The sequence below is a fragment of the Acidovorax sp. A79 genome, from assembly GCF_041154505.1.
GTDB lineage: Bacteria > Pseudomonadota > Gammaproteobacteria > Burkholderiales > Burkholderiaceae_C > Acidovorax.
The window spans coordinates 229,417-253,910 of the sequence record NZ_AP028672.1 but is presented as its reverse complement, the minus strand read 5'-3'; the positions used below and the strand labels follow the sequence as shown (position 1 = coordinate 253,910).

The following is a 24,494-nucleotide window of genomic DNA, read 5'->3' as shown; positions in this document are numbered from 1 at the left end:
CAAGCGGCAGCGGCGCGCAACCCTCTATTGTGCCGCGAGACGGGATTGGGCGGCCAGGGCCCGCCGGGTCACCAGCAAAACCTGGTCTTCGCCAGCGCTGGTATCGAGCCAGAACACAGGCAACTGGGGGAAGGCTGCTTCAAAGTAGGCGCGCTCGTTGCCGATCTCCAGAATGATCACGGCATCCTCGCTCATGCAGGCGGGCGCGACAGCAAACAGCTGGCGTACGAAGTCCATGCCATCACTGCCGCCGGCCAGGGCGAGTGCGGGCTCGGCGCTGTACTCGGCGGGCAAGGTGGCCATGCTGGCCGCATTCACGTAGGGCGGGTTGCACAGGATCAGGTCCCAGGGGCCGGGAAGGGCCTGAAGGCCGTCGGAGAGCTGCAGCTGGATGCGGTCCTGCAGGCCGTGCTTGTCCACATTGATCCGGGCCACGGCCAGGGCGTCGGGCGAGATGTCGGCACCCGTCACCAACACCTCGGGCCAGGCCATGGCGGCCAGCACGGCCAGGCTGCCGTTGCCCGTGCACAGGTCCAGCACCCGGTGGGTGTGGTCGCTCAGGTACTCGTCCGCGCCGCCGTCGACAAGCAGCTCGGCGATGAAGCTGCGCGGGACGATGGCGCGTTCGTCCACATAGAACGGCACGCCCTGGAGCCAGGCCTCCTGCGTAAGGTAGGCGGCGGGCTTGCGCGTGCGGACGCGTTCTTCGAAAAGGGTGGCCACCAGGGCGACCTGCTCGGGTGCGACAGACTGATTCCTCAGGGAATCGGGCGCGTCCGACAGGTCGCTGTCCAGCGGCAGGCCCAGGCGCCACAGCACGAGCCAGGCGGCTTCATCGTGGGCGTTCGCGGTGCCATGGCCAAAGGAAACGCCAGCTTCGGCCAGCTGCCGGCTGCCCGATTCGACGAGCGCGCCGACCGTGGTGCCCGCCATTGCGTGGGGTGCCGCCGTGCTCATACACGCACCGCCGGGGCGGCCTTGGGGGCTGCCAGCGCCTGCGCATGCAGGTTTTCCAGTGTGCGGCGGTAGATATTCTTGAGCGGCTCGATGTCGGCCACCACCACGTGTTCGTCGATCTTGTGGATGCTGGCGTTGGGCGGGCCCAGTTCGATCACCTGGGGGCAGACCTGCGCGATGAAGCGGCCATCGCTGGTGCCACCCGTGGTGGAGAGCTCGGTCGTGAGGCCGGTCTCCGCCGCGATAGCCTGTTGCACGGCGTCCACCAGTTCACCCGGTGTGGTGAGAAAAGGCTGTCCGCCCAACGTCCAGCGCAGGTCGTACTCCAGCCCGTGGCGGTCGAGCACGGAGTGCACGCGCTGCTTGAGGCCTTCCGCCGTGGATTCGGTGGAGAAGCGGAAATTGAAGTCCACCACCACGTCCCCCGGGATGATGTTGGTGGCGCCCGTACCGCCATGCATGTTGCTGATCTGCCAGCTGGTGGGCGGGAAGAAGGCATTGCCCTGGTCCCATACCGTCGAGGCCAGTTCGGCCAGGGCAGGCAGCGCCTGGTGGATCGGGTTGCGCGCCAGTTGCGGGTAGGCGATGTGGCCCTGGATGCCCCGCACGGTGAGCTTGCCGCTGAGCGTGCCGCGCCGGCCGTTCTTGATCATGTCGCCGGTGCGCTCGACCGACGTGGGCTCGCCGACGATGCAGTAGTCCAGTTGCTCGCCGCGCGCCTTGAGCTGCTCGACCACGACCTTGGTTCCGTCCACTGACGGGCCTTCCTCATCGCTGGTGAGCAGGAAGGCGAGCTGGACCAGGGGCTCTGGCGTGTGCGCCAGGAATTCCTCGACCGCCACGACGAACGCGGCGATGGAAGTCTTCATGTCGCTGGCGCCCCGGCCGTAGAGCTTGCCGCCACGGTGGGTGGGGACGAAGGGATCGCTGCTCCACTGCGCTAGCGGCCCCGTGGGCACCACATCGGTGTGGCCTGCGAATACTATTGTTTTGATAGCTGATGGCGCTTTTCCACCCTGGGCTGCAGCCCGTTTTGCCCACAAATTGCTGACGCGGAAATCCGCCGGGCCGCTGTCCAGCCGTTCGCACACGAATCCCAGCGGGGCCAGGCGGGCCGCCAGCACGTCAAGGCAGCCCGCGTCCTCGGGGGTGATGGAGGGCAGGGCGATGAGCTGTTCGGCCAGGTGCAGTGTGCGGGACATGGGAAGGGGTGGGTAAGACAGGGGGCGTTTAAATAGTCGATTGTCCCAGACGCCGCGTCATGCACCGGCGCGGCCCGGGCGTGTGGCCCCGGGCACGCGCCGCAGCCAGGGCGCCGTCACCCCGGGGGCAGTGCGCCGAAGGCGACTCAGGAGGGATCATGCAGCCGGTTTCACGTCCAAAACGATCTCGGTGAACGAAGGCTGGTCGTCCGGGGTATCCCGCGCTTCTTTCTGGGCCTTGGCCGCATTGGCCGCCAGGGAGAAGTCGTTCTGCAGGCGCCACATGAGGTTGGTGGGGGAATCCGCGTACGCCAGGCCTTCCTTGCGGTCGATCTTGGATTCCATGATCAGGTGCGCCAGCGCTTCCTCAAAGGTCTGCGAACCTTCCGCCATGGATTTCTCCATCGCTTCCTTCACGCCGGAGAAATCGCCTTTCTCCACCAGCTCGGACACCAGCTTGGAATTGAGCATCACTTCCACCGCAGGGACGCGGCCGCCATCCGATTTGCGGACAAGGCGCTGCGACACCACGGCCTTGAGCGCGGAAGCCAGGTCGCCCAGCATGGTGGGGCGCACTTCCACGGGGTAGAACGACAGGATCCGGTTGAGCGCGTGGTAGCTGTTGTTGCCGTGCAGCGTGGCCAGGCAAAGGTGGCCCGATTGCGCATACGCAATGGCGGCGGACATGGTTTCGCGGTCGCGGATTTCCCCGATCAGGATCACGTCGGGCGCCTGGCGCAGCGCGTTCTTCAGGGCCGTCTGCAGCGACTGCGTGTCGCTGCCGATCTCGCGCTGGTTGACGATGGATTTCTTGTTCTTGAACTGGTACTCGACCGGGTCCTCGATGGTGAGGATGTGGCCGGTCAGCGCTTCGTTGCGGGTGTCGATCATGGACGCGAGCGTGGTGCTCTTGCCCGAGCCCGTGGCGCCCACCACCAGGATGAGCCCGCGCTTTTCCATGATCAGCTCGCGCAGCACGGGAGGCAGACCCAGGGAACTGAATTCCGGGATCTGCTGCGAGATGAAGCGGATCACCACCGCATAGCTGCCCCGCTGGCGCATGGCGCTGACGCGAAAACGCCCCACGCCGCTGAGTGGCACGCCCATGTTGAGTTCGCCGGTTTCTTCCAGCTCTTCGATGCGGTCCGGAGGGACCACTTCGGAGAGCAGGTTGCGCGGAGCATCCGGCGGCAGGATCTGGTTGTTGATCGGCACGCACTCGCCGTTGATCTTGATCAGCGCCGGCGCATTGGCCGACAAATAGACGTCGGAGGCTTTTTTCTCGGCCATCAGGCGAAGAATCCGTTCCATCGTGCTCATGGTGTGTCCCTCTGTTTGTCGTCTTTGTCTGGGGTGGCGCTGATCGTGCCGGTCAGGTGCGGGGCCGGTCAGCCGCGATCAGTCGCGCAGCAGGTCGTTGATGCTGGTCTTGGAGCGCGTCTGCGCGTCCACCTGCTTGACGATGATGGCGGCGTACATGCTGTAGGGCGCGCCGTTGGCGGCCGTCTTGGGCAGGTTGCCGCTGACCACCACCGAGCCAGAGGGCACGCGGCCATAGCTGATCTCGCCCGTGGCGCGGTTGAAGATAGGGGTGCTCTGGCCCAGGTACACGCCCATGCCCAGCACCGAATTTTCTTCCACCACCACGCCTTCGACGACTTCGGAACGCGCGCCGATGAAGCAGTTGTCTTCGATGATGGTGGGGCCGGCCTGCAGCGGCTCCAGCACGCCGCCGATGCCCACGCCGCCCGACAGGTGCACGTTGGCGCCGATCTGCGCGCACGAGCCCACGGTGGCCCAGGTGTCGACCATGGTGCCTTCGCCCACGTAGGCGCCGATGTTCACGTACGACGGCATCAGGATCGCGCCCTTGGCGATGAAGCTGCCGCGGCGCGCCACGGCGGGGGGCACCACGCGCACGCCCGTGGCTTTCATCTCTTCTTCGGAGAGGTGGGCGAATTTCGTCTGCACCTTGTCGTAGAAGCCCAGGTCGCCGGCCTTGACCACTTCGTTGTCCTTGAGGCGGAACGACAGCAGCACGGCCTTCTTGATCCACTGGTGCACGGTCCACTGGCCCACGCCTTCGCGCGTGGCCACGCGCAGCTTGCCGTTGTTCAACTCGGCGATCACGTGCTCGACAGCGTCCTGGATTTCCTTGGGGGCGGCGGAGGGCGAGAGGCTGGCGCGGTTGTCCCAGGCGTTGTCGATGAGGGTTTGGAGTTGTTGGGTCATGTCGTTGTCGATCAGATCAGGCAGTACGGGATTGGATGAATTGCACGATGCGCAGCGCGGCTTCCACGCATTCTTCGGTTTCGGCCACCAGGGCCATGCGCACGCGCTGGGCGCCGGGGTTGCTGCCCTGGGCCTCGCGGGCCAGGTAGCTGCCGGGGAGCACGGTGACATTGTATTGAGCCAAGAGGGCGCGCGCGAACTCGGCGTCGTCCATGCCCAGGGCTTCGGGCACCTTGGCCCACAGGTAGAAGCCGGCATCCGGCAGGGCGACTTCCATGACGCCGGCGAGCAAGGGCGTGACCTGGGCGAATTTCTTGCGGTAGCGCGCGCGGTTCTCCACCACGTGCTGTTCATCGCCCCAGGCGGCAATGCTGGCCGCCTGCACGATGGGGCTCATGGCGCTGCCATGGTAGGTGCGGTACAGCAGGAACGCCTTGATGAGGGCCGCGTCACCCGCCACGAAGCCGCTGCGCATGCCGGGCACGTTGCTGCGCTTGGAGAGGCTGGTGAAGGAAATGAGGTTCCTGTAGCCGCCGCGACCCAGCTGGTCTGCGGCTTGCAGGCCGCCCAATGGAGGTTCGTCGCGGAAGTAGATCTCGCTGTAGCACTCGTCCGAGGCAATGACAAAACCATAGCGGTCGCTCAGTTCAAAGAGCTTCTTCCATTCGCCGAGCGGCATGACCGCGCCGGTGGGGTTGCCGGGGGAGCACACGAAAAGCAGCTGGGTCCGCTGCCACACCGTTTCCGGCACGGCGTCCCAATCCACCGCGAAGTTGCGCGCCGGATCGCTGGCCGCGTAGTAGGGGGTGGCGCCCGCCAGCAGCGCGGCGCCTTCGTAGATCTGATAGAACGGATTGGGGCAGACCACCAGCGGCTGGCCCTGTGAAGGGTCGATGACGGTCTGCGCAAACGAGAAAAGCGCTTCCCGCGAACCGTTCACGGGCAGGACCTGGGTCGCGGGGTCCAGGGTGATCGCATACCGCTGATTCAGCCATCGGGTGAAGGCCTCGCGCAGAGCCGGCTCCCCCGCCGTGGCCGGGTAGCTCGCCAGCCCACTGAGGTTGTTACTAAGTGCATCTTTGATGAACTGCGGTGTAGGATGGCGTGGCTCGCCCATGCCCAGGCTGATGGGACTGTAGGCTGCCGGGGGAGCCACCCCCGCGAATAGCTGCCGCAGCCGCTCGAAAGGGTAGGGCTGGAGATGGGAAAGCAGGGGATTCATGGGGCGCCATTATGGGCGATGGACCCGGTCCATTGCCGCAGCATGCGCGGGCTGCGGGCCCGGGTGGGCGGCGCCCCGGCAGGCCCCCTGCACCCGGTCTGTCAATCCGCCGTAAGTGCCGGCCCCTAGGATTCGCGCCAGTTGCAAGAACGACAAGAGGAGACATGATGTCAGGATTCCTACCGCTGCGTCCGGGACTTTGGTGGATGCGCAGGTGGCATCTGCCTGGCAAACTGCTCTCGCTGGGTTTCCTGGTGGTGGCCGCGCTCGCCATCGCGGCATGGGGATCGCCCTGGTGGTTGTTCGCGCTGGGTGCCGGAGCGGTGGCCTATGCCCTGCTGGCGCTCTACATCAGCCTCTCGAGCGACCTCGCCGGGCTGGCGCGGACCATCGAGCTGACCCAGGGCGGGGATCTGCGCGCACAGGCCCGTGGCGACCATGGGCACGATGAGGTCGCAGAGATGGCGAAGTCGCTCGACCGCATGGTGATCACGCTCTCCTCCATGGTGGCCGACATCCGCAGCAACGCGGCGCTGGTGGCCCATGCGGGCCAGAGCCTGGCCGAGGGCAACCGGTCCCTGGCCGACCGCACCGAGCAGCAGGCGGCCAATCTGGAACAGACAGCGGCCAGCGTGGAACAGTTGTCGTCCGCCGTGCAGAACAACGCGCAGACGGCCCAGAGTGCCGATGCGCGGGCCGCCCAGGTGCGCAGCGCGGCCGATGCGGGCGCGCAAGCCATGGCACGTGCCGTTCAATCGGTCGAAGCCATCCAGCAAGGGGCGCGGCGGATGACCGAAATCATCGGCGTCATCGATAGCATTGCATTTCAGACCAACATCCTGGCCCTGAACGCCGCCGTCGAGGCCGCACGGGCGGGCGAGCAGGGCCGCGGGTTTGCCGTGGTGGCCGCGGAGGTGCGCACGCTGGCCAAGCGGTCCAGCGATGCGGCGCACGAAATCCGCGAGCTGATCGGCGCCTCGGTCAGCCAGGTCGAGACCAGCGCAGGCCTGATCCGTTCGGCCGGGGAGGGCATCTCCGACATGGCGGGAGGTATTCGCAGCGTGGCGGCCAGCATGTCCGAGATCTCCGGGTCGAGCACCGAGCAGAGCACGGGCCTGCGCGAAGTCAGTGCCGCCGTGCAGCAACTGGACCAGATCACCCAGCACAACGCCCAGATGGTGGGCCATGCCGTGCAACAGGCCGAAGCCCTGGAGAGCCGGGCATCCACGTTGTCGCGCGCGGTGTCGGCATTTCGCCTGCAGCAGGGCACCGCCGAGGAGGCCGTGGTGCTGGTGAGCAGGGCCGTCGCACTGCACAAGAGCACTTCGCGCGACCAGTTCCTGCGCAGCATTACCGACAAGAGCCAGCCATACCACGACCGGGACATGTATGTGTTCGTGCTGGATACCGCCGGCACTTATCTTGCCTTTGGTGGCAACACCGCCAAGGTGGGCACACGCGTACAGGACATCCCGGGCATCGCGGGGGACCGCCTCGTGAGCGATATCGTCGGCCAGGCCGACCATGCCCCGGGCTGGGTGGAGTACAACATCACCAACCCCTCCACCGGCGCGGTGCAGACAAAGATGTCCTATGTCAGCCGCGTGGGAGATCTGTATGTGGGGTGTGGGGTGTACAAGGCGCTGGCGGCGCGCTGAATAGCCGGGCTTGGGCCCGGTTCGATGCGCTATTCAAACAGTCTGCGGTACCAGGCTTCGGCTTTGGGTGTCGGCGGTTGCATGGGCTCTTTCTCGGTGGTTGCGGCCAGAGCCGTATCAGTGGGTACAAACGTGATCCGACGAATTCCCAACCCAAGCGAGCGCTTGTCCGTGCTCGCGGGGTCCAGATCGCAGGGGCGTACCAGGGATGAACCTTGGAGCACAACCCGCACGCGGTCCGAACGGATTCGCAAGGCAGCTTCAGGGACCTGGGCTTCCAGAATGAGCACTTCGCCAGCTTGCTGGTGGGTCACCGCCATCGGTTGTCCGTTCACAAGCAGTTTAAGCTCGCTGACTGCGGCATGCGTCAGCAAGTGAATTACCTCCAGCCGCAGAAGATGCTCACCAGCATCCAGGGGGCGGAAATCGATCCACGCCTGGGACTCCAGGCCTGTCCACGCGAAGTGGCTTTGTCCTTCGATCTCCCGCAGATGCCAGCCCCGTCCTGGAATAGGGCGGTCAAACAGGTAGTCGTGCCCGGGCGGCAACGAAGCAACCCAATGTGCGTCGGGCTCGTCCAGGGGCGCTTCGATGTAGCGGTTGAAACCCATGCGGTCTTCGCCCCGCAGCATGACGCATGGGAAGGGCTCGCTGACCTTTGCGATGGGCACCGTCACCCGGACGGCAAGCCCGAGCCGGTGCTCCATCGTGCGGTTGGGGTTGGAGTGATGCAAAAGCCGTTCGTTGAACAGAAAAAACTGGCCAGGTTCCAGCACCAGTGCCACCTTGCGTGTTTCGTCCACGTAGGCGGGGTCTGATGCGATTCCGCCGAACCTGAGGCTCATGGCCGGATCGGTATCGACTGCCGGGGGAATGATCTGCCGGTGAGAGCCCGGGATGATTTCCACGCATCCATTTTCAAGGGTGGCGGATGTAATCGCCAGCCACGCGGAAATGTTCAGGATGGGCTCCATGTTCCAGTTGTAGTGGTCCTGGTGCCATGGGTACTCTTCGGGCTGTTCGGGCCGGGCAGGAGGCTTGTTGAACAGATTGGAATTCCACAAGACCAGGTCGGGCCCGTAGATTGAAGCCATCCGCTCCACGATGGCCGGGGCTGAGCACATCTCATGCACTGTTCGGCTGTCGAGGTGGCGAACACGCAGCCCGAAGGGGCAGTAAGGCGTGGGGGTCGGCAACACCCGCTCACGCACCGTTGCGCGGAATTTTTCCATTTCCTGCGGAGTGAATGCAGTGAACGGCCCCACATAGCCTTGTGTCCGAAATTGTTCTATCTCTTCAGGAGATAACGAAAGCCTGGTGATTTCTTTGTGCATGGGTGGTTGCATTGGAAAGGTTGCCAGTTGCGGGATCGTGCCATTGCGCGGGCGACCCGATGAATCATCCATGAGTTTGCCCAACTGTTCATAAACTGCCCGGCCCGCAATGACCTGCCGGCGCGCCGCCTGCAGCAATTGCGGTCGCTCGGACTCCGCTTCGTCCCAGGCATCCTGGATGGCCGTTGCCAGACGTATGGCGGTATCCTCGCGGTCCAGAAACACGATGCGGCAGGCGGCTCCAAACTGGGCTTGAAGCCCTTGCATTTTCGATCTGTAGTGCGGGGATGCCGCCAAAGCGACCACGGAAACCCCTTGCGACAAAGCGAACACCGCCGCGTGGTAGCTGCCGGTGACGACCACGCGGCACGCACCGACCTCCCTAATCACATCATGCGGTGTGGTTGCAAGGCTGGGGACGTAGTCAGCCATGCCACGGAGCAAGGACGCAATGGCGTCGGGATCCGAAGGTCCGAAAAGTGAAATGGGCACGCCAACGATGGGTGCGTCCAGCCGCGAAATGGCCAAACCCAGACCCTCGCGCAAGCGGACCAGCGTGCTGGAATCGACACCGGCGTAGTCTGCCTGGCGGACATTGATGCCCAGGCTTTCGCCCAAGGCGCGGGGACGCGCGTCAAACGCCAGTTCAATGGCTTCGTCTCCTGCCACGACCAGGCGCTGCTCCTGTACGCCAAATGATCTCGCCACCATCGGACTCTGCTGCGGCTCCCTGCAGACCACCAGGCTCAGCAATGGGACTACGCCCAGCATCAGGTCAGAGAGGCTGCGAACACCGATGGGCTCAAATCCACAGCTCAGAATAGCGGCTGGCTTGCCGAGCCTGATCCCCGCCTCCAGTGTATGAAGAATGGCCTCCGCTTGGCCGGAAAAATCATCGCTGAAGTATCCACCACCGGTCGCTATCACCATGTCGCAGTTCCTCAAGGCCGACACGATGCGTGCCGCGTCTGAAGGCAATGGCGTTGCCGAGTCCAGGTGATCTGCACCAGAAACGAGCAGCGACCGGGAATCGCGTTCCTCCGTGAGCTCAAGCGCAATCACCCCGGGACAATCTCTCTGGAGCAAGGCTGCACTGCGGGTGATCCAGTGAATTCCACAATCAGGCCAAAGATGCCGCAATCGATGATAAATGACCTGGTAGATCGCCCTGTCTCCCACATTGTCATTGTTGGAGAAATAGTTTCCAGAATCAACCAGAATTCGGGGTGATGTCATCTGATATTGCTGAAAATACTTGAAATCAGTTGTTTGTCATGGAGCGATACCAGACGGAATAGGGCGGCGCCAGCCACCATTTCAGGGGAATCCGGCCATAGTGCCGATGCACCACCGCCATCGCTTCTCGATAATGCTCTTTGCGCCGGGTGCTGGTTTTTGTTTCCTGGTGTTCGCGGTTGGTTGCCAGAAAAGAGTCCACGAATTCCAGCGGTCCAAAGGTCTTGTATAAACGCCACCACAAGTCGTAGTCCATCGCCATGTGAAGAGTCTCGTCCACACCTCCAGCCGCCTCCCATGCCGTGCGGCGAATCAGCGTTGCAGGTTGTGAGACGATGCAAAATTGAGCCAGCCACCACTCGTTGAATGGGCGAACGAGGACAGGAGCGGTTTTACCGGTTTTTTCCGTGCAATTTCATGCCCGTCCGTACGTCCCGGGGGGCGGCCGGGTTGTACATCAGTGCCTCCAACAAGCTCTGGCTCGCCATAAGTCTCTGGGCACGTGCGCTTTGAATGCGGGGCACCATGGGCGCCTTGACTCCACGTGAAAAGTTGCGCCAATGTGTGCGATTTTGAGATGTTTGTCTTGCCTCTGGTTGACTCCGAGGGCTCTGCCTGAGCACTTATCCTGTTCGGCGGGGGCCTCGTAGAAAGCCCGGCCTCCGGGGAAGGTGCTTAGCGCGGTTGCGCTCGTCGCTGGCGGGCGCGCTCCAGCGCCGCTGCAATGGTGGCTTGGCGCACTGCGGCCTCGTCAGTGATGGTGTCAGCCAGCGAGGCGGCAGAGGCAGAGGTGGGGGTGTCAGTGGGTTGTTGAAGGGTTTCGTCATCCCCTTCGACCACCGCCTCCAGGGGCAGGCGTTCGCGGTGTGCCTGATAGCGCTGGCGTGCCTGCTGGGCCAGCGGCGCGGACCAGGCGGACCAGCCGGTGGCGGCGCCGCTGATGTTTTCCATGTGGATGCAATCCACCGGACACACAGGCACGCACAGTTCGCAGCCGGTGCAGTAAGGCTCAATGACCGTGTGCATTTTCTTGTGGGTACCCACGATGGCGTCGGTCGGGCAGGCCTTGATGCACAGCGTGCAGCCTATGCACCACGCTTCGTCGATGAAAACCACGGCGCGCGGGGCCTCCGTGCCGTGCTCGGCGCTCAGCGGCAAGACCGGCTGCCCGGTGATGGCGGCGAGGCGGGCAATGCCCTCGGCCCCGCCGGGAGGGCACTGATTGATGGGGACGCCATGCTCCGCAATGGCGTGGGCGTATGCCGCGCAATCCGGGTAGCCGCAGCGCGTGCATTGCGTCTGGGGCAATGCCGCGTCAATCCGCACCGCAAGCGCTGACGGTGCTGCGGGGGGAGGGCTGGGAATGTGCGGCGGTACGCTCAAGCCTTGCGGGCCGCGCTGCGGCGGGTGCGGGATGGCGTTGCGGCGCTGACGGTCGCCTTGGCCGCCGCGACCGGGTCTGCCTCGGCGGGCGCCGCCGCTCCCGTGGGCTTGGTGCGGTTGCCAGCGGGGGCCACCCAGCGGGTGGCCACGGGCGCTGCGGCTTTCACAGCCGTCCTGGCGGCGGCCTTGGGGGCCGCGACCTTTTTTGGCGCCAGGCTGGGGGGGTTGTCGTCCGGGGTTTCCGTCACGGGTACCGCGGCCTTTTTCTGGGGTTGTTCATGCTGCAGGATGAAGGCGCGCACCTGCGGGTACACCACTTCGCGCCAGCGCCGGCCGCTGAAGATGCCGTAGTGGCCTGCACCCTTGGCTTCCAGGTGGCGCTGCTCCTTGCGCACGATGCCGCTGCACAGGTCATGCGCGGCCTCGGTCTGCCCCGAACCTGAAATATCGTCGAGTTCCCCCTCGACGGTGAACAGCGCGGTGGTCTTGATGTCCTGCGGGCGCACGCGCTCGATCTTGCCTTCGGGGGAGCGCACGTCCCAGGTGCCGTTCACCAGCTTGTAGTCCTGGAACACGGTCTGGATGGTTTCCAGGTAGTAGTCCGCGTCCATGTCGAGCACGGCGTTGTATTCGTCGTAGAACTTGCGGTGGGCCTCGACGCTGGCGTCGTCGCCCTTGATCAGGTCCTTGAAGTAATCGTAGTGGCTGCTGGCGTGGCGGTCAGGGTTCATGGCCACGAAGCCGGTGTACTGCAAGAAGCCGGGGTACACACGCCGCCCCGCGCCGGGGAAGTTCTCTGGCACGCGGTAGATCACGTTGTTCTCGAACCATTCGAAGCTGCGGTTCGTTGCCAGGTTGTTGACTGCCGTGGGCGACTTGCGGGCGTCGATCGGCCCCCCCATCATGGTCATGCTCAGCGGTGTGGTTTCACCCCGGCTGGCCATCAGCGACACGGCAGCCAGCACCGGCACCGTGGGCTGGCAGACGCTGATCACATGGCAATTGCCATAGACGCCCTGCAGGTGGCGGATGAATTCCTGCACGTAGTTCACATAGTCGTCGAGGTGGAATTCGCCATCGGCCAGGGGCACTAGGCGGGCATTCTTCCAGTCGGTGATGTAGACCTTGTGGTCCTTGAGCATGGTGCGCACGGTGTCGCGCAGCAAGGTGGCGTAGTGGCCCGACAAGGGAGCCACGATCAGCACCACGGGCTGGGCCTTGAGCTTGGTCAGGGTCGCGGGGTCGTCCGAGAACCGCTTGAAGCGGCGCAGCTCGCAGAACGGCTTGTCCATCTCGATGCGTTCATGCACCGCCACGCCCACGCCATCCACATCCACGGAGTGGATCTCGAACGCCGGCTTTTCGTAGTCCTTGCCCAGGCGGTACAGCAGTTCGTAGCCTGCGGACATGCGCTGCGCCAACGGGCTTTCGCTGAACGGCGACATGGGGTTGCTGAACAGCTTGGCAGCGGCCTGTGCGAAATCGGTAAATGGCTCCATCAGCGAGCGCTGGGTTTCGTAGATGTGATACAGCATGGGCGAAACTCCGTTTTGTTGCAGTGCAATATAGCAGCACTTGGTAACAAGCGCATGGAGGAAAACCACCAATGACCAGTCACCTATGCGACAGGCGAGGGGTGTTCAGCGCACGTCCCGCTCCTGCCGGATGCCCCAAGCCCGCCTTGCTACAAACCCAATAGCAAAGAAGGTAATGAGAGAGCCGTGGAATGCCTTTCGCAGACTATTGCGGCCTGGGCTCCGCGTGCTCCTGCAGCCACGCTTCAAAGGATTCGCGCGCCGAGTTGCGCAATGCCGGGCGGAACGCCGCCTTGTTACTCAGGTACAGGCAGTGCCGGATCACGGTGTAGGGGTTGAAGCTCGCCTGGGGGTTCTGCTCTTCAAAATGCTGCTTGTAGCGCTTGACCACGCCCACGGTCTCGCGCATCAGCGCGTTGAAGCGTGCCCGTGTCATGCCGGGAGACCAGACCTGGATGTCATCCACGAAACCGTCCACCTTGGACGGCTCGAACTCGAAGTCCTTGAAGAAGTGCGTCGCGATCTTGAGGAAGGTGAACGCGTTGAGCTCGCTGCTGGGCGCCGGTGTCTTGCTGGGAGCCTGCGGGTTGCTGTCGTCGGGTGCGGCATCGGCGAGGGGTTCTTCCGTCTCGTCGGGCGCCTGGAGCAGTTCCGCGGCCGTGGCATCGCGGATCTGGCGGAACTCGCGGTCGGCCAGCTCGAACAGGGCAGACAGCACATTGATGCGCCGCTTGAGCTGGCCGGGAATGGACTTCTTGTACTTGATCCGGTGGTCCAGCACGCTCCAGGAGTCCTGGATGATGGTGCGCACTTGCAGCTCGAAGGGCAGGTGGGCGTAGGCCGCGTGCTCGGGCAAGCCGCGTTCGGCGGTGCTCAGCTTGAGGTCCAGGTGCAGGCCCTTGTAGCCAAACGATGCCTCGGTGCTTTCCACCGCCGTCACCTTGTCCGTGACATCGATCACCGCGAAGTGCGAACGCACGATCTGGGCGATCTTCTCCAGTTCATCCTCATAGAGGCACACCACGCGCACGCCGACCAGGTCCGTGATGTAGCCCTGGATCTCGTAGGCCGTGTTGCTTTCTTCCAGCGACGGACGATATTTGCGCACGAACTTGCGGATGCATTCATCCACCTCCTTCACCCGGCCTTCCACCTTGGCGATGTCCACGCCTCCCGCACGCGTGACCACGGCCGCGACCATGCCCGTGAGGGCTGCGCAGGCCGCCTCCAGCGCGGCGGACTGCTGCGCGTAGAACGCGCGGAAATGGGATTCCTCCAGGTCGAAATCAAGGGATGGCATGCCGTGTCTCTGCGTTCTGGGTGGGTTCGGATCGGTGGGCTGGCGTAGCGCCTGTCCATGCAAGCATATCCGCCACGGCGCCGGAGCCTGATGCAGGATGTACGGAAAGCCCGTGGGGACGCCCCTGCCTCTTTGCCGCGGGGGGCCGGGGCCGATAATGGTGCCGATCTGTCCCCACCTGTCCAAGGGAACCCGCACGCCTTGTCCCATCCGCCGTCCTCCACGCCCTTCCCGGCAAGGCCAGGAAAGCCATGACCCGGCCGCCGCATCCCCCAGGGGGCCCGCCTGCGGGGGCTGATGGCGTGCGCGAGGCTTCGCGCCTGGACGGCGCCGCCAGCCAGCGGTGGCTGGCCGTGGTGCTGCCACCCCTGGTCGCGGCACTCATGCTCGGTTTGACCTTTTTGTACTGGCAGAGCGAGGAGCGCGGCGCGCGGGCCAAGCGCGAGCAGAATTTCCAGGTGGCGGCTGACCACATCGCCTACAACCTTGCGGACCGCCTCGCGACGTACGAGGTGGTGCTGCGCGGGGTCAAGGGGTACTTCGAAGGGTCGGAGCGCATTGACCGTGAAGAGTTTCAAGCCTATGTGGGCGCGCTGCAGCTGCAGGAGACCCGGCCCGGCCTGCAGGGCATCGCGCTCATCCTGCAGTTGCCCGCCTCGGCCCTTGAAGCGCACACCCACGACATGCGCACGCGCGGTTTTCCGGGCTACAGCGTGCGGCCCGCAGGAGCGCGGCCCCTCTACGCGCCCATCACCCATGTCGAGCCGCTGGAAGGTGGCAACCTCGACACCCTGGGTTTCGACACCTTGACGGTTCCCGCCGCCAGGGAGGCGCTCGACAGGGCCCGCCTCACGGGCGAATTGGCGCTGTCCGGCCCGCTGGCGCTTCGCCCGGACAGCGAGCCAAGCCTGGCGATGTACCTGCCTTTGCACGATACCGTGGCCGACATGCGGTCTGGCGATGGCCGGCGTGCGGGACTGGTGGGCTGGGTCAGCGCCACTTTTCGCATCGCCGATGTGGTCCGCGGCATGGCCAGGGAGTTCGATTCGGACATCGGGTTTCAGATCCTCGACGGCATGGTGCCGGGCCCCACGGCATCCGGCACGCGCCTGTTCACCAACACCGAGCCCGCGGCGCAGGCCCCCGCCGCGGAAGCCCCAGGGCTTCAGGCCACCCGGGAGCTGAAGTTTGGCGGGCGGCGCTGGACCTTGCAGATGTCGCCACTGCCCGCGTTCGAGCTGCGTCACGAGGACAACAGCCACCTGCCCGTGGCCGTGATGGGCACGGCATTGAGCCTGCTGCTGGCGTGGTTCACGTGGCTGCTGGCCACGGGGCGCGAGAGGGCGGTGGCGCTGGCGCTGGACATGACGGCCGCGCTGCGGGCCACGCGCGACGACCTGGAAAGCACCCTCAACGCGATTCCCGACCTGCTCTTTGAACTGGGGCTGGACGGCCGCATCCACCACTACCGGTCCGCGCGCTCCGAGCTGCTGGCGCTGCCGCCAGAGATGTTCCTTGGCCGGCTCGTGACGGACGTGGTGCCCCCCGAGGCGGCCGCTGGCTGCCATGCCGCGCTGCAGGAGGCGCACCGCACCGGCTATTCCACTGGCCAGCAGTACCGGCTGGAACTCGACGGCACCACGCACTGGTTCGAGCTGTCCATTGCGCGCAAGGAAAGCGCGGCGCCGGGCGACGGGCCACGGTTCATCGCCTTGTCGCGCGACATCACCGAACGCAAGCTGGCCGAGGCGCGCACCCATCAGCTCGCCTACTTCGACGGACTCACCGGCCTGCCCAACCGGCGCATGCTGCTCGACCGCATGGAACAGGCGCTGCGCAGTGCCCGCAAAGCGGCCCAGGTCGGCGCGGTGCTCTACATCGACCTGGACAACTTCAAGCAGATCAACGACGCGCGCGGCCACACGCTGGGCGATGCCTTGCTGATGCAGGTGGCCGACCGCCTCGTGCAGCGGCTGCGCCCCGGGGATACGGTAGCGCGCCTGGGAGGGGACGAGTTCGTGGTGCTCGTGCACAACCTGGCCTCCGACATGGAATCCGCCGGCCGGGCCGCCCTGCAGATGGCCGAGGAGATGCGGCTGGCGCTGGAGGCTCCCTACACCATCGACACCCATCTTTACAGCAGCACCGGCAGCATCGGCATCACGCTGTTTCCCCAGCGGGACGAGGGCGTGGAGGACCTGCTGCGCGAGGCCGACACGGCCATGTACCGCGCCAAGGACCTGGGCCGCAACCGCGTCCGCTTTTACGAGGCTGCGATGCAGTCCGACGTGCAGGAGCGCCTGGCCCTGGAGCAGGACCTCAAGCAGGCCCACGCGGAAGGGCAGCTGGCCGCTTTCGTGCAAAACCAGGTGGATGCGGCCGGGACGGTGGTCGGCGGCGAGTTGCTGATGCGCTGGGACCACCCCGAGCGCGGCGCCGTGCCGCCCAGCCGCTTCATCCCCATCGCCGAAAGTTCGGGGCTCATCCTGCGCATGGGGGACTGGATGATCCAGCAGGCCTGCGAAACCCTGGCGCGCCTGCAGGCGGCGGGGCACAGTCTGTCGCTGTCGGTCAACGTGAGCCAGCGGCAGTTCCGCCAGGACGATTTCGTGGAGCGCATCCGCCATGTGCTGGCCCGCACCGGCGCCCTGCCGGCGAACCTCATCCTGGAGGTCACGGAAAGCCTTCTCATCGAGAACCTGGACGACACCATTGCCCGCATGACCGAGATCGTGCGGCTGGGCGTGCGCTTTTCCATCGACGACTTTGGCACGGGCTACTCCAGCCTGGCCTACCTCAAGCGGCTGCCGCTGTACGAACTCAAGATCGACAGGAGCTTCGTGCAGGACACGCCCGACGACCCGGACGACACCGCCATCGTGCAGTCCATCATTTCCGTGGCCCGCCACCTGCGCCTGCGCGTGGTGGCGGAGGGCGTGGAAACCCGCGCCCAGGCGGACTTCCTGGCCGACAGCCAGTGCGACTGCCTGCAGGGCTATCTGTTCGGGAGGCCAGAGCCTCTGGAAACCTGGCTGGCCAGACAGGCGCCGCGGGCGTGAACCGCGCTATGCCACCGCTTGTGCGGCAGCGGACGGCGCATACGACTGCATCGCGAGCGCATGCACTTCCCGCGCGGGGCGGTCCTTGAGCAGGTGGTTGCTCCACACCTGGCGCCAGACGCGGGCGCCCGGCAGGCTGTGGCGCAGGCCCAGCATGTGGCGGGCGATGTGGGGCCAGGGCGTGCCATGCTGTGCGGCCTCGCGCTCCATGTATTCGACCATGGCCAGCTCGACCTCTTCGCGGGTCAGGGGGCAGGGCGTGCCACCCTGACTGCCGTAGTAGAGCTGATCCCAGCGCGCCATCCACCAGGGGTTGTGGTACGCCTCGCGGCCGATCATCACGCCGTCGAGGTGTTCGAGTTGCTGCAGCACCACCTCGTCGGCCTGGATGCCGCCGTTGATGGCGATCGTGAACTGCGGGAACTCGGCCTTGAGCTGGTGCACCACCTCGTAGCGCAGGGGCGGGATGTCGCGGTTCTCCTTCGGAGACAGGCCCTGGAGCCACGCGTTGCGCGCGTGCACGATGAACACGGTGCAGCCCGCCTCGGCCACCGTGCCGATGAAGTCGCGCACGAAGCCGTAGTCTTCCTGCTTGTCGATGCCGATGCGGTGCTTGACCGTCACGGGCACGGCCACCACGTCCTTCATGGCCTTCACGCAGTCGGCCACCAGCTGCGGCGCCTTCATCAGGCTGGCGCCAAACGCGCCGCGCTGCACCCGGTCGCTGGGGCAGCCGCAGTTCAGGTTGATCTCGTCATAGCCCCATTCCTCGCCCAGCCGCGCGGCCTGGGCCAGCTTGTCGGGTTCATTGCCGCCCAGCTGCAGGGCCACGGGATGCTCTTCCGTGTTGAAGCGCAGGTGGCGCTCGGTGCCGCCGTGGATGATCGCGCCCGCATTCACCATTTCGGTGTACAGCAAGGTCTGGCGCGTCAGCAGGCGGTGAAAGTAGCGGCAATGGCGGTCGGTCCAATCCATCATCGGCGCGACGGACATGCGCCAGGGGCTCAAAGCGGGGGATTCCACAGCAGGCAAACAGGCAAGGAGAACGGGGGAAAGGCCCGCAGCGGCACGCCCGGACGGGGCGGGCGACGGAGGCTGCAGGGGAGGGCCGTGATTATCCCATTGGCCAACGATCCGCGCCAGCCCGTGGTCATGAGAAAAAAAGGACGCTGCCGCTTGATCCACAAGCGCTTGCCGCTATCAAAATGAAAGCGCCCCGCGTCCCCGCCGTGGCGACAGGCGCCAAGCCTTGTCCTGCCGCAAGGCGGGGCCAAGGCCGCATCGGCGATACTCGCGGCGCTTTTTGATGTTCCTGCCCCATGCCTGCCGGGTGACTGGCTGCCTTGCAGCCGCCTTCTGCGCGGGCGTCGCCTGCCCCTGTTTCCCCATGCACCACACGATTTTTGACACGCCGGTTGTCAACACGCTGCTGCGCGCCTTCTCGCGCGCCACCCTGCGCCTGACGGGCTGGAAGGTGGAGGGAGCCTTGCCCGCCCACGCCGCCAAGAGCGTGCTGATCGCCGCCCCCCACACCAGCAACTGGGATCTGCCGTACACGCTGATGCTGGCGTTTTCGCTGCGCCTGCGGGTGTACTGGATGGGCAAGCAGAGCCTGTTCAGGGCGCCGTTTGGCGGCGTGATGCGCTGGCTGGGCGGGATTCCGGTGAACCGGGAGCAGGCGAACAACCTGGTGGCCAGCTCGGCCCAGGCCATGCGGGACGCGGACGGCCCCATGCAGCTGATCGTGCCGCCCGAGGGCACGCGCGGCAAGACGCGGCACTGGAAGACGGGGTTCTATTACATCGCCCAGCAGGCGGGCGTGCCCATCGTGCTGGCTTTCGTGGACTACGGCCGCAAGGTGGGAGGCCTGGGGCCTGTGTTTGAGCCCACGGGCGATGTGGAACGCGACCTGGCGAGCATCAAGGCGTTCTACGCGCCCATCCAGGGCAAGAACCCGGCGCAGTTCGACGCCTGAGTTTGCCCGTCAAGGTTTTTCAATGAAATGGGCCTCTGGGGCTTATCCATAAAGCGCTGGCAGCTATGAAAATTGAAGTGAATACGCTGGCGGCAGCCGCCGTCACACCCCCACACTGCGCCGGTCGATCTTGCGGCTGAGCACGATGCTGGTCTGCGTCTGGTGCACGCCGTCGAGCTGGCCCACCTTGTCGAGCAGGGTGTCGAGCTGCTCATGGCTCGTGCAGCGCAGGAACACCAGGTAGTCAAACGGCCCGCTCACGGCGGATACCTCTTCGACCTCGGCCATGGCCTCCAGCGCGCGCAACACGGCGGGCGCTGTTTTGGGCAACACGCTGATGGAGCACCACGCGCGCACGGTGGTGGCATCGAGCCGGGCCCCCAGCCGCACGCCGTACCCCGCGACCACGCCCGAGCGCTCCAGCCGTGCAATGCGCGCCACCACGGTGGTGCGGGCCAGCCCCAGCCTGCGCGCCAGCGTGGCCGTGCCCTCGCGGGCATTGGCCTGGAGCAGGCTCAGCAGCTGGCGGTCGGTGTCGTCCAGGGCCTGGGTCATGGGCAATTTCTCCAGAAAGTCATAACGTCCATCATATTCGCCGTTATGAAAAAACAAAGAGCAGTTTTCGACGATATAAGCACTACACATTGACAGCGCCCTTGCCTAGCATCAAGGCATCTGCAACACCTCTCACCGCTTCACGCGGTGGGCACCACCGGGAGCACCGCCATGACCATCCTTTCCACCACTTCCAGCACCGCCGCCCGTCGTGCCATCACCATCCTCGGCGCGGGCCACATCGGCTTTGCCATGGCGCTGCTGCTGCAGCAGGCTGGCGACTACGACATCCTGGTGGTGGACCGTGACCCGGCGCGCCTGGCCGAAGTGGCCGCATTGGGCGTATCCACCCGGCTGGCGACGGACGACGCGAGCCTGAAGGCGGTCATCGACGGCCGTTTCGCCGTGCTGAACGCGCTGCCGTTTCACCGCGCCGTATCCGTGGCCACGCTGTGCGCAACCGCAGGCGTGCACTACTTTGACCTGACCGAGGACGTGGCGAGCACCCAGGCCATCCGCGCACTCGGCGCCAGTGCCCGCAGCGTGCTCATGCCCCAGTGCGGCCTGGCGCCAGGCTTCATCGGCGTCGTGGGCAACGACCTGGCCCGCAGCTTCGACACGCTGCACACCCTGCGCATGCGCGTGGGGGCGCTGCCGCGCTACCCGCAGGGCGCCTTGCGCTACAACCTGACCTGGAGCACCGAGGGCCTCCTCAACGAATACTGCAACCCCTGCGAAGCCATCGTGGATGGTGTGCGCACCACCGTGCCGGCGCTGGAGGGCCTGGAGACCTTCGCGCTCGACGGCGTGGAATACGAGGCCTTCAACACGTCGGGCGGCCTGGGCACGCTGACGGAGACACTGTCCGGGAAAGCGCGGCAGGTGGACTACCAGTCCATCCGCTATCCCGGCCATTGCGCCATCCTGAAACTGCTGCTCAACGACCTGCGCCTGCGCGACCGGCGCGACCTGCTCAAGGACATCCTGGAAACCGCGGTTCCCACCACCGACCAGGATGTGATCGTCATCTTCGCCACCGCCGCGGGCCTGCGGGGAGGCCGGTTGGTGCAGGAGTCGTATTCCGCCCGCATCGTCGGCAGCCAGGTGGCAGGGCACACGCTGAGCGCCATCCAGCTCACCACGGCGGCGGGCATCTGCACGGCGCTGGACCTGGTGGCACAGGGGCGGCTGCCGCAGCAGGGGTTCGTGGGGCAGGAGTCGGTGCGGCTGCGGGACTTTCTGGCGAACCGGTTTGGCGCGGCCTATGCGGCAGAGGCGGGCTGGACGGCCATGGCGGCGTAGATCCCATCCCAAAACAACACACCCTTGCCGCCTGCTGCGACTGGACCAGCAAGCCGGAGAGCCAACAGGCGGCTGACCCCCAGCGCGGCCCCGGCGGGCAGAGGAAGCCCGGCCCCCATGCGCTGCGGGCGGGGGACTGGCGATGGCGGGCGGATTTTCGTGCCTGCCTGCCTGTCTGTCTGTCTGTCTGTCTGTCTATCGCCCGCCCGGCTTCTGGTACATCCCCTCGATCGCCTCCGCGTAGAACGCCATCAGGTTGTTGCGCTTGAGCTTGAGCGTGGGCGTCATGAAGGTGTTCTCGATCGTCCAGGGCGTGAGCGTGCAGTGCACGGCGCGGGGCACGGCATAGCGGGCGAAGCTGGCGGTGTTTTTTTCGATGCGCGCCAGCACGGCCCGGTGCACGCTGGGGTGGTTCAGGCTGGCGGCGTCCTGCGCGGAGAGGCCCAGGTCGGCCGCCAGGCGCTGCCATTCGTCGCGCTGCAGGACGGCCACGCAGGCGATGAAGGGGCGGTTTTCCCCCACCACGAAGGCCTGCTCCAGCAGCGGATCGGCCAGCAGCGCCAGCTCCAGGTCCCCGGGCGGCACTTTTTCGCCAGTGGAGGTGACGATGATTTCCTTGATGCGCCCCCTGATGAAGATGCGGCCGCCCACGATGTCCGCCTGGTCGCCCGTGCCCAGCCAGCCGTCGGGGCCGAGGATGCGTGCCGTGTCTTCGGGCCGCTTCCAGTAGCCCTTCATGACGATGGGGCCGCGCACCTGCAGTTCGCGGTTCTCGCCAATGCGCACTTCCACGCCGGGCAAGGCCTTGCCCACGCACGCCGGATCGTTGTCGTGCAGTGCGTTGACGGACACCACGGGCGCCGTCTCCGTCATGCCGTAGCCCTGGATGAGCGGCAGGCCCAGGCCCAGAAAGCACTTGGCGATGGTGGGCGACAGCGGGGCGCCGCCGCTCACGGCCACCCGCACACGGCCGCCAAACTGGGCCAGCAAGGGCGTGGCCACCAGGGCTTGCAGCAGCGGCCAGGGCAGTGCGGCCATCCAGCCTCCCGCGGGCTTGCCGGCCTCGGGGGCGGGCGCCGGCAAACCCTGCGCCGCGCAGAAGCGGGCCCAGCCCCTGTTCTGTGCGGCCTCGTACAGCTGCATTTTCCAGGGCGATGGCGAGAGCTTTTCGAGCAGCCTGGCGTGGATGCGTTCGTAGATGCGCGGGACCGAGACCAGCACCGTGGGGCGCACCGTCTTCAGATCCTCGGCCAGCAGGGCCACGGAGCGCGCATACGCCACGCAGCTGCCTGCCGCGATGGGAAGGTAGTAGCCGCCCGTGCGCTCGAACGTGTGCGAGAGCGGCAGGAACGACAGGAACACGTCGTCCACCGTGGGCGCGATGCGCTCCAGCACGGCCTTCACGTCGCTGACCACGTTGCGGTGCGTGAGCATCACGCCCTTGGGCTTGCCGGTGGTGCCCGAGGTGTAGACGATGGCGGCGAGATCGTCCGGGCCGGGCGCGGGGGGCAAGGCCTGCTGCGCTGCCTGTGCGGCGCCTTCGAGCCACTGCGCCAGCGAGCCCACGGCGGGGCCGTGCGATGAGGGCGGGGTGGCGGCGAAGGCGGCGTCCGGCTCGGTCACGATCACCGCGCGCAACGCGGGGAATTCCGTGCCTGTGTCGCGGATCTTCTCCCATTGCTGGGCACTGGCCACGATGAGCATCGAGGCCTCGCAGTCCGAGAGGATGTAGGCGATGCTGCCGGGGTTGTCGATGGCGTGCAGCGGCACCGGCACGCAGCCGGCGGCCAGGGTGGACTGGTCGGCGCACATGGCGTGCAGGCCGTTGGGCAGCAGGATGGCCACGCGCGCGGCCGCGGGCAGCTGCATGGCGGCCAGGGCCTGCGTCCATTCGGCCACGCGCTGCGCGGTCTGCCGCCAGGTCAGGCTGGCCCACGCCTGCGCGGTGGTGTCGAAGGCACGGTAGGCCTCGGCGTCCGGGGTGAGGGCCGTGCGCAAGGCAAGAAGCTGCGGCAGCGTCTGGACGCTGGCGATATCGGGAAGGGAGGGGGTCATCGAACTCGGCGGCGGTGGCGGCGTCGGGCGCGGGCAGCGCCGTTGCCTCGGTGGAAACCCGGGGGATCATAACGACCGGGCCCGCACCAGGGCGGGGCGCAACACCCTGTTGCGTTGCAAATGGTGCATTCCGGTTTGTGGAATGATGTGCCCCAGTGTGCCCCGTGCCGCGCGAAATCCGTGGCACCGGCGCGGCGCCTCGGCCACAATCCGCACAGGCTCGCTCGCACGTCCCTCGCACAGCCATGGCATCACCGTGGCGTGCCGACCCCTTCCTCTCCATCTCCCGCCGCTGCCCGGACCGCCGTCTCTACCGCGCCCTTCCGCCATGGACCCCATCACCATCTTTATCGTCGCCACGCTGATGATGCTGGCCAATGGCTGGGTCCTGGGGCTGATGCGCAACGACTTTCCCGAGGCCTTGCGGCCCAGCGCGGGAACCTGGCGCACGGCCACGCTGCTGCTGGCCGCCAGCGCGGTGCTGTACGCGGTGCAGTACCGGCTGCCGCTGGGGCTGGCATCGCCCATGGCCAATGGGCTCGTGCTGCTGGGGTGCACCGGCTACTGGCGCGCGCTGCGCCAGTTCTATGGGCTGCCGGACAGGCTCTGGCTGCTGGCCCCTGCGATCGTGGGGATTGGCGGCATTGCCTGGTTCGCCATCGCACGGCCGCACACGGGCATGCGCGTGCTGATCCTGTCGGGCAGCTGCGCCTTCCTGCTGCTGGCGTGCTTCGCGCTGCTGGCCTCGCAGAAGTCGCATGACGGCGCGCGCAGCCGCCGGGTGATGGCCAGCCTGTTTGCTGCCGTGGCGGCGTTCACGGTGTTTCGCGCGGGCTACTTCCTGCTCAAGGGCGTGAGCCCGTCGTTCGATGTCACGGGAGATGGGGCCTGGATCAACATGGCCAGCCCGATGATCACCGCCATCCTGCCCGTGGTGGGCACCACCGGCTTCCTGCTGATGTGCTCCCAGCGCATCGGCCGCCAGTGGGAGCTGGCCGCGTCAACGGACTATCTGACGGGCCTGGCCAACCGCCGCACCCTGGTTGCGGTGGGCGAACAGCGTTTCGCGCAGGCGGGTGCGCGCGGGGGCGGCCTGGCCCTGGCGCTGATCGACATCGACCACTTCAAGGCCATCAACGATTGCCATGGGCATGCGGTGGGCGACGTGGCGCTCAGGCATGTCGCCGGGCACCTGCAGGCCTCCTGCCGTGGGGCCGACTTCGCGGCGCGCCACGGCGGAGAGGAGTTCGTGGTGCTGTGGGACGCCGCGGACAGCCGGGCCGCGCGGGCCGCCGGGGAGAGGCTGCGCAGGCTGGTGGCCACCCGCCCGCTCTCGGTGGACGGACTGCCGCTGGCCATGACCATTTCCTTGGGCGTGGCCTTGAAGAACGAGGGGGACAGCAGCTTTGACGAGCTCCTGCACCGAGCGGACGAAGCCCTCTACGCGGCCAAGACCGGGGGCCGCAACCGCGTGGAAGTGGCTGGCTGA

Annotated in this window: 18 protein-coding genes; 5 read left to right on the top strand and 13 right to left on the bottom strand. The window is 66.2% G+C overall.

Translation table 11 applies throughout. The features are described 5' to 3' along the window. Positions 1 to 24: 24 nt before the first annotated feature. From prmB to dapC, 5 genes are all read right to left on the bottom strand, one after another. Entirely contained in the window at positions 25 to 957 is a 933-nt protein-coding gene (gene prmB / locus ACAM51_RS01155) for a 50S ribosomal protein L3 N(5)-glutamine methyltransferase (protein WP_369642486.1), read from the bottom strand. Beyond that, positions 954 to 2,159, bottom strand: coding sequence for a succinyl-diaminopimelate desuccinylase (gene dapE / locus ACAM51_RS01150; protein ID WP_369642485.1), 1,206 nt, complete (start codon positions 2,157 to 2,159; stop codon positions 954 to 956). The genes prmB and dapE overlap by 4 nt, the downstream gene beginning before the upstream one ends. Positions 2,160 to 2,315: 156 nt before the next feature. Continuing rightward, positions 2,316 to 3,479 carry a PilT/PilU family type 4a pilus ATPase gene (locus tag ACAM51_RS01145; protein WP_218294963.1) on the bottom strand — a complete coding sequence of 388 codons (1,164 nt, stop codon included), beginning with the start codon at positions 3,477 to 3,479 and terminating at the stop codon, positions 2,316 to 2,318. Between the two features lie 78 nt (positions 3,480 to 3,557). Then, positions 3,558 to 4,391 carry a 2,3,4,5-tetrahydropyridine-2,6-dicarboxylate N-succinyltransferase gene (gene dapD / locus ACAM51_RS01140; RefSeq protein ID WP_218294964.1) on the bottom strand — a complete coding sequence of 278 codons (834 nt, stop codon included), beginning with the start codon at positions 4,389 to 4,391 and terminating at the stop codon, positions 3,558 to 3,560. Between the two features lie 16 nt (positions 4,392 to 4,407). Next, the gene (dapC, locus tag ACAM51_RS01135) at positions 4,408 to 5,613 is read right to left on the bottom strand and encodes a succinyldiaminopimelate transaminase (RefSeq protein WP_218338553.1); all 1,206 of its coding nucleotides are present in this window, start codon (positions 5,611 to 5,613) and stop codon (positions 4,408 to 4,410) included. Positions 5,614 to 5,780: 167 nt separating this feature from the next. Between dapC and ACAM51_RS01130 the strand changes: the two genes are divergently transcribed. Beyond that, positions 5,781 to 7,271: a methyl-accepting chemotaxis protein gene (locus ACAM51_RS01130; RefSeq protein WP_369642484.1), complete on the top strand. Its 1,491-nt coding sequence runs from the start codon at positions 5,781 to 5,783 to the stop codon at positions 7,269 to 7,271. 29 nt (positions 7,272 to 7,300) lie between these two features. Here the strand turns inward: ACAM51_RS01130 and ACAM51_RS01125 are convergent, their stop codons facing one another. The 5 genes from ACAM51_RS01125 to ACAM51_RS01105 all read right to left on the bottom strand — a co-directional run bounded on the left by ACAM51_RS01125 (position 7,301) and on the right by ACAM51_RS01105 (position 14,059). After that, positions 7,301 to 9,841 (bottom strand): phytanoyl-CoA dioxygenase family protein, encoded by a 2,541-nt coding sequence (locus tag ACAM51_RS01125; RefSeq protein WP_369642483.1) that lies wholly within the window; start codon positions 9,839 to 9,841, stop codon positions 7,301 to 7,303. A 25-nt stretch (positions 9,842 to 9,866) separates the two neighbouring features. Next, positions 9,867 to 10,103 carry a hypothetical protein gene (locus ACAM51_RS01120; protein ID WP_369642482.1) on the bottom strand — a complete coding sequence of 79 codons (237 nt, stop codon included), beginning with the start codon at positions 10,101 to 10,103 and terminating at the stop codon, positions 9,867 to 9,869. Positions 10,104 to 10,516: 413 nt separating this feature from the next. Further along, positions 10,517 to 11,206 (bottom strand): electron transport complex subunit RsxB, encoded by a 690-nt coding sequence (rsxB, locus tag ACAM51_RS01115; RefSeq protein WP_369643906.1) that lies wholly within the window; start codon positions 11,204 to 11,206, stop codon positions 10,517 to 10,519. Between the two features lie 14 nt (positions 11,207 to 11,220). Next, complete coding sequence (locus ACAM51_RS01110; protein WP_369642481.1) at positions 11,221 to 12,759, bottom strand: polyhydroxyalkanoate depolymerase; 1,539 nt, start codon at positions 12,757 to 12,759, stop codon at positions 11,221 to 11,223. Between the two features lie 205 nt (positions 12,760 to 12,964). Next, positions 12,965 to 14,059 carry a GTP pyrophosphokinase family protein gene (locus ACAM51_RS01105; protein WP_369642480.1) on the bottom strand — a complete coding sequence of 365 codons (1,095 nt, stop codon included), beginning with the start codon at positions 14,057 to 14,059 and terminating at the stop codon, positions 12,965 to 12,967. A gap of 251 nt (positions 14,060 to 14,310) precedes the next feature. Between ACAM51_RS01105 and ACAM51_RS01100 the strand changes: the two genes are divergently transcribed. Next, positions 14,311 to 17,118, top strand: coding sequence for an EAL domain-containing protein (locus tag ACAM51_RS01100; RefSeq protein ID WP_369642479.1), 2,808 nt, complete (start codon positions 14,311 to 14,313; stop codon positions 17,116 to 17,118). A gap of 6 nt (positions 17,119 to 17,124) precedes the next feature. On the opposite strand, the gene dusA is transcribed toward ACAM51_RS01100, so the two are convergent. Beyond that, the gene (gene dusA / locus ACAM51_RS01095; RefSeq protein WP_369642478.1) at positions 17,125 to 18,111 is read right to left on the bottom strand and encodes a tRNA dihydrouridine(20/20a) synthase DusA; all 987 of its coding nucleotides are present in this window, start codon (positions 18,109 to 18,111) and stop codon (positions 17,125 to 17,127) included. A gap of 394 nt (positions 18,112 to 18,505) precedes the next feature. On the opposite strand from dusA, the gene ACAM51_RS01090 reads away from it, so the two are divergent. Further along, entirely contained in the window at positions 18,506 to 19,093 is a 588-nt protein-coding gene (locus ACAM51_RS01090) for a lysophospholipid acyltransferase family protein (protein ID WP_218294985.1), read from the top strand. A 102-nt stretch (positions 19,094 to 19,195) separates the two neighbouring features. Here the strand turns inward: ACAM51_RS01090 and ACAM51_RS01085 are convergent, their stop codons facing one another. Then, positions 19,196 to 19,648, bottom strand: a complete 453-nt coding sequence (locus tag ACAM51_RS01085) for an Lrp/AsnC family transcriptional regulator (RefSeq protein ID WP_218294986.1) — start codon at positions 19,646 to 19,648, stop codon at positions 19,196 to 19,198. A gap of 171 nt (positions 19,649 to 19,819) precedes the next feature. Between ACAM51_RS01085 and ACAM51_RS01080 the strand changes: the two genes are divergently transcribed. Then, on the top strand, positions 19,820 to 20,950 hold the full coding sequence (locus tag ACAM51_RS01080; RefSeq protein WP_369642477.1) for a saccharopine dehydrogenase NADP-binding domain-containing protein: 1,131 nt from the start codon (positions 19,820 to 19,822) through the stop codon (positions 20,948 to 20,950). Positions 20,951 to 21,145: 195 nt separating this feature from the next. Here the strand turns inward: ACAM51_RS01080 and ACAM51_RS01075 are convergent, their stop codons facing one another. Beyond that, entirely contained in the window at positions 21,146 to 23,005 is a 1,860-nt protein-coding gene (locus ACAM51_RS01075; RefSeq protein ID WP_369642476.1) for a long-chain fatty acid--CoA ligase, read from the bottom strand. Positions 23,006 to 23,333: 328 nt separating this feature from the next. Between ACAM51_RS01075 and ACAM51_RS01070 the strand changes: the two genes are divergently transcribed. After that, positions 23,334 to 24,494, top strand: coding sequence for a GGDEF domain-containing protein (locus ACAM51_RS01070; RefSeq protein WP_218338560.1), 1,161 nt, complete (start codon positions 23,334 to 23,336; stop codon positions 24,492 to 24,494).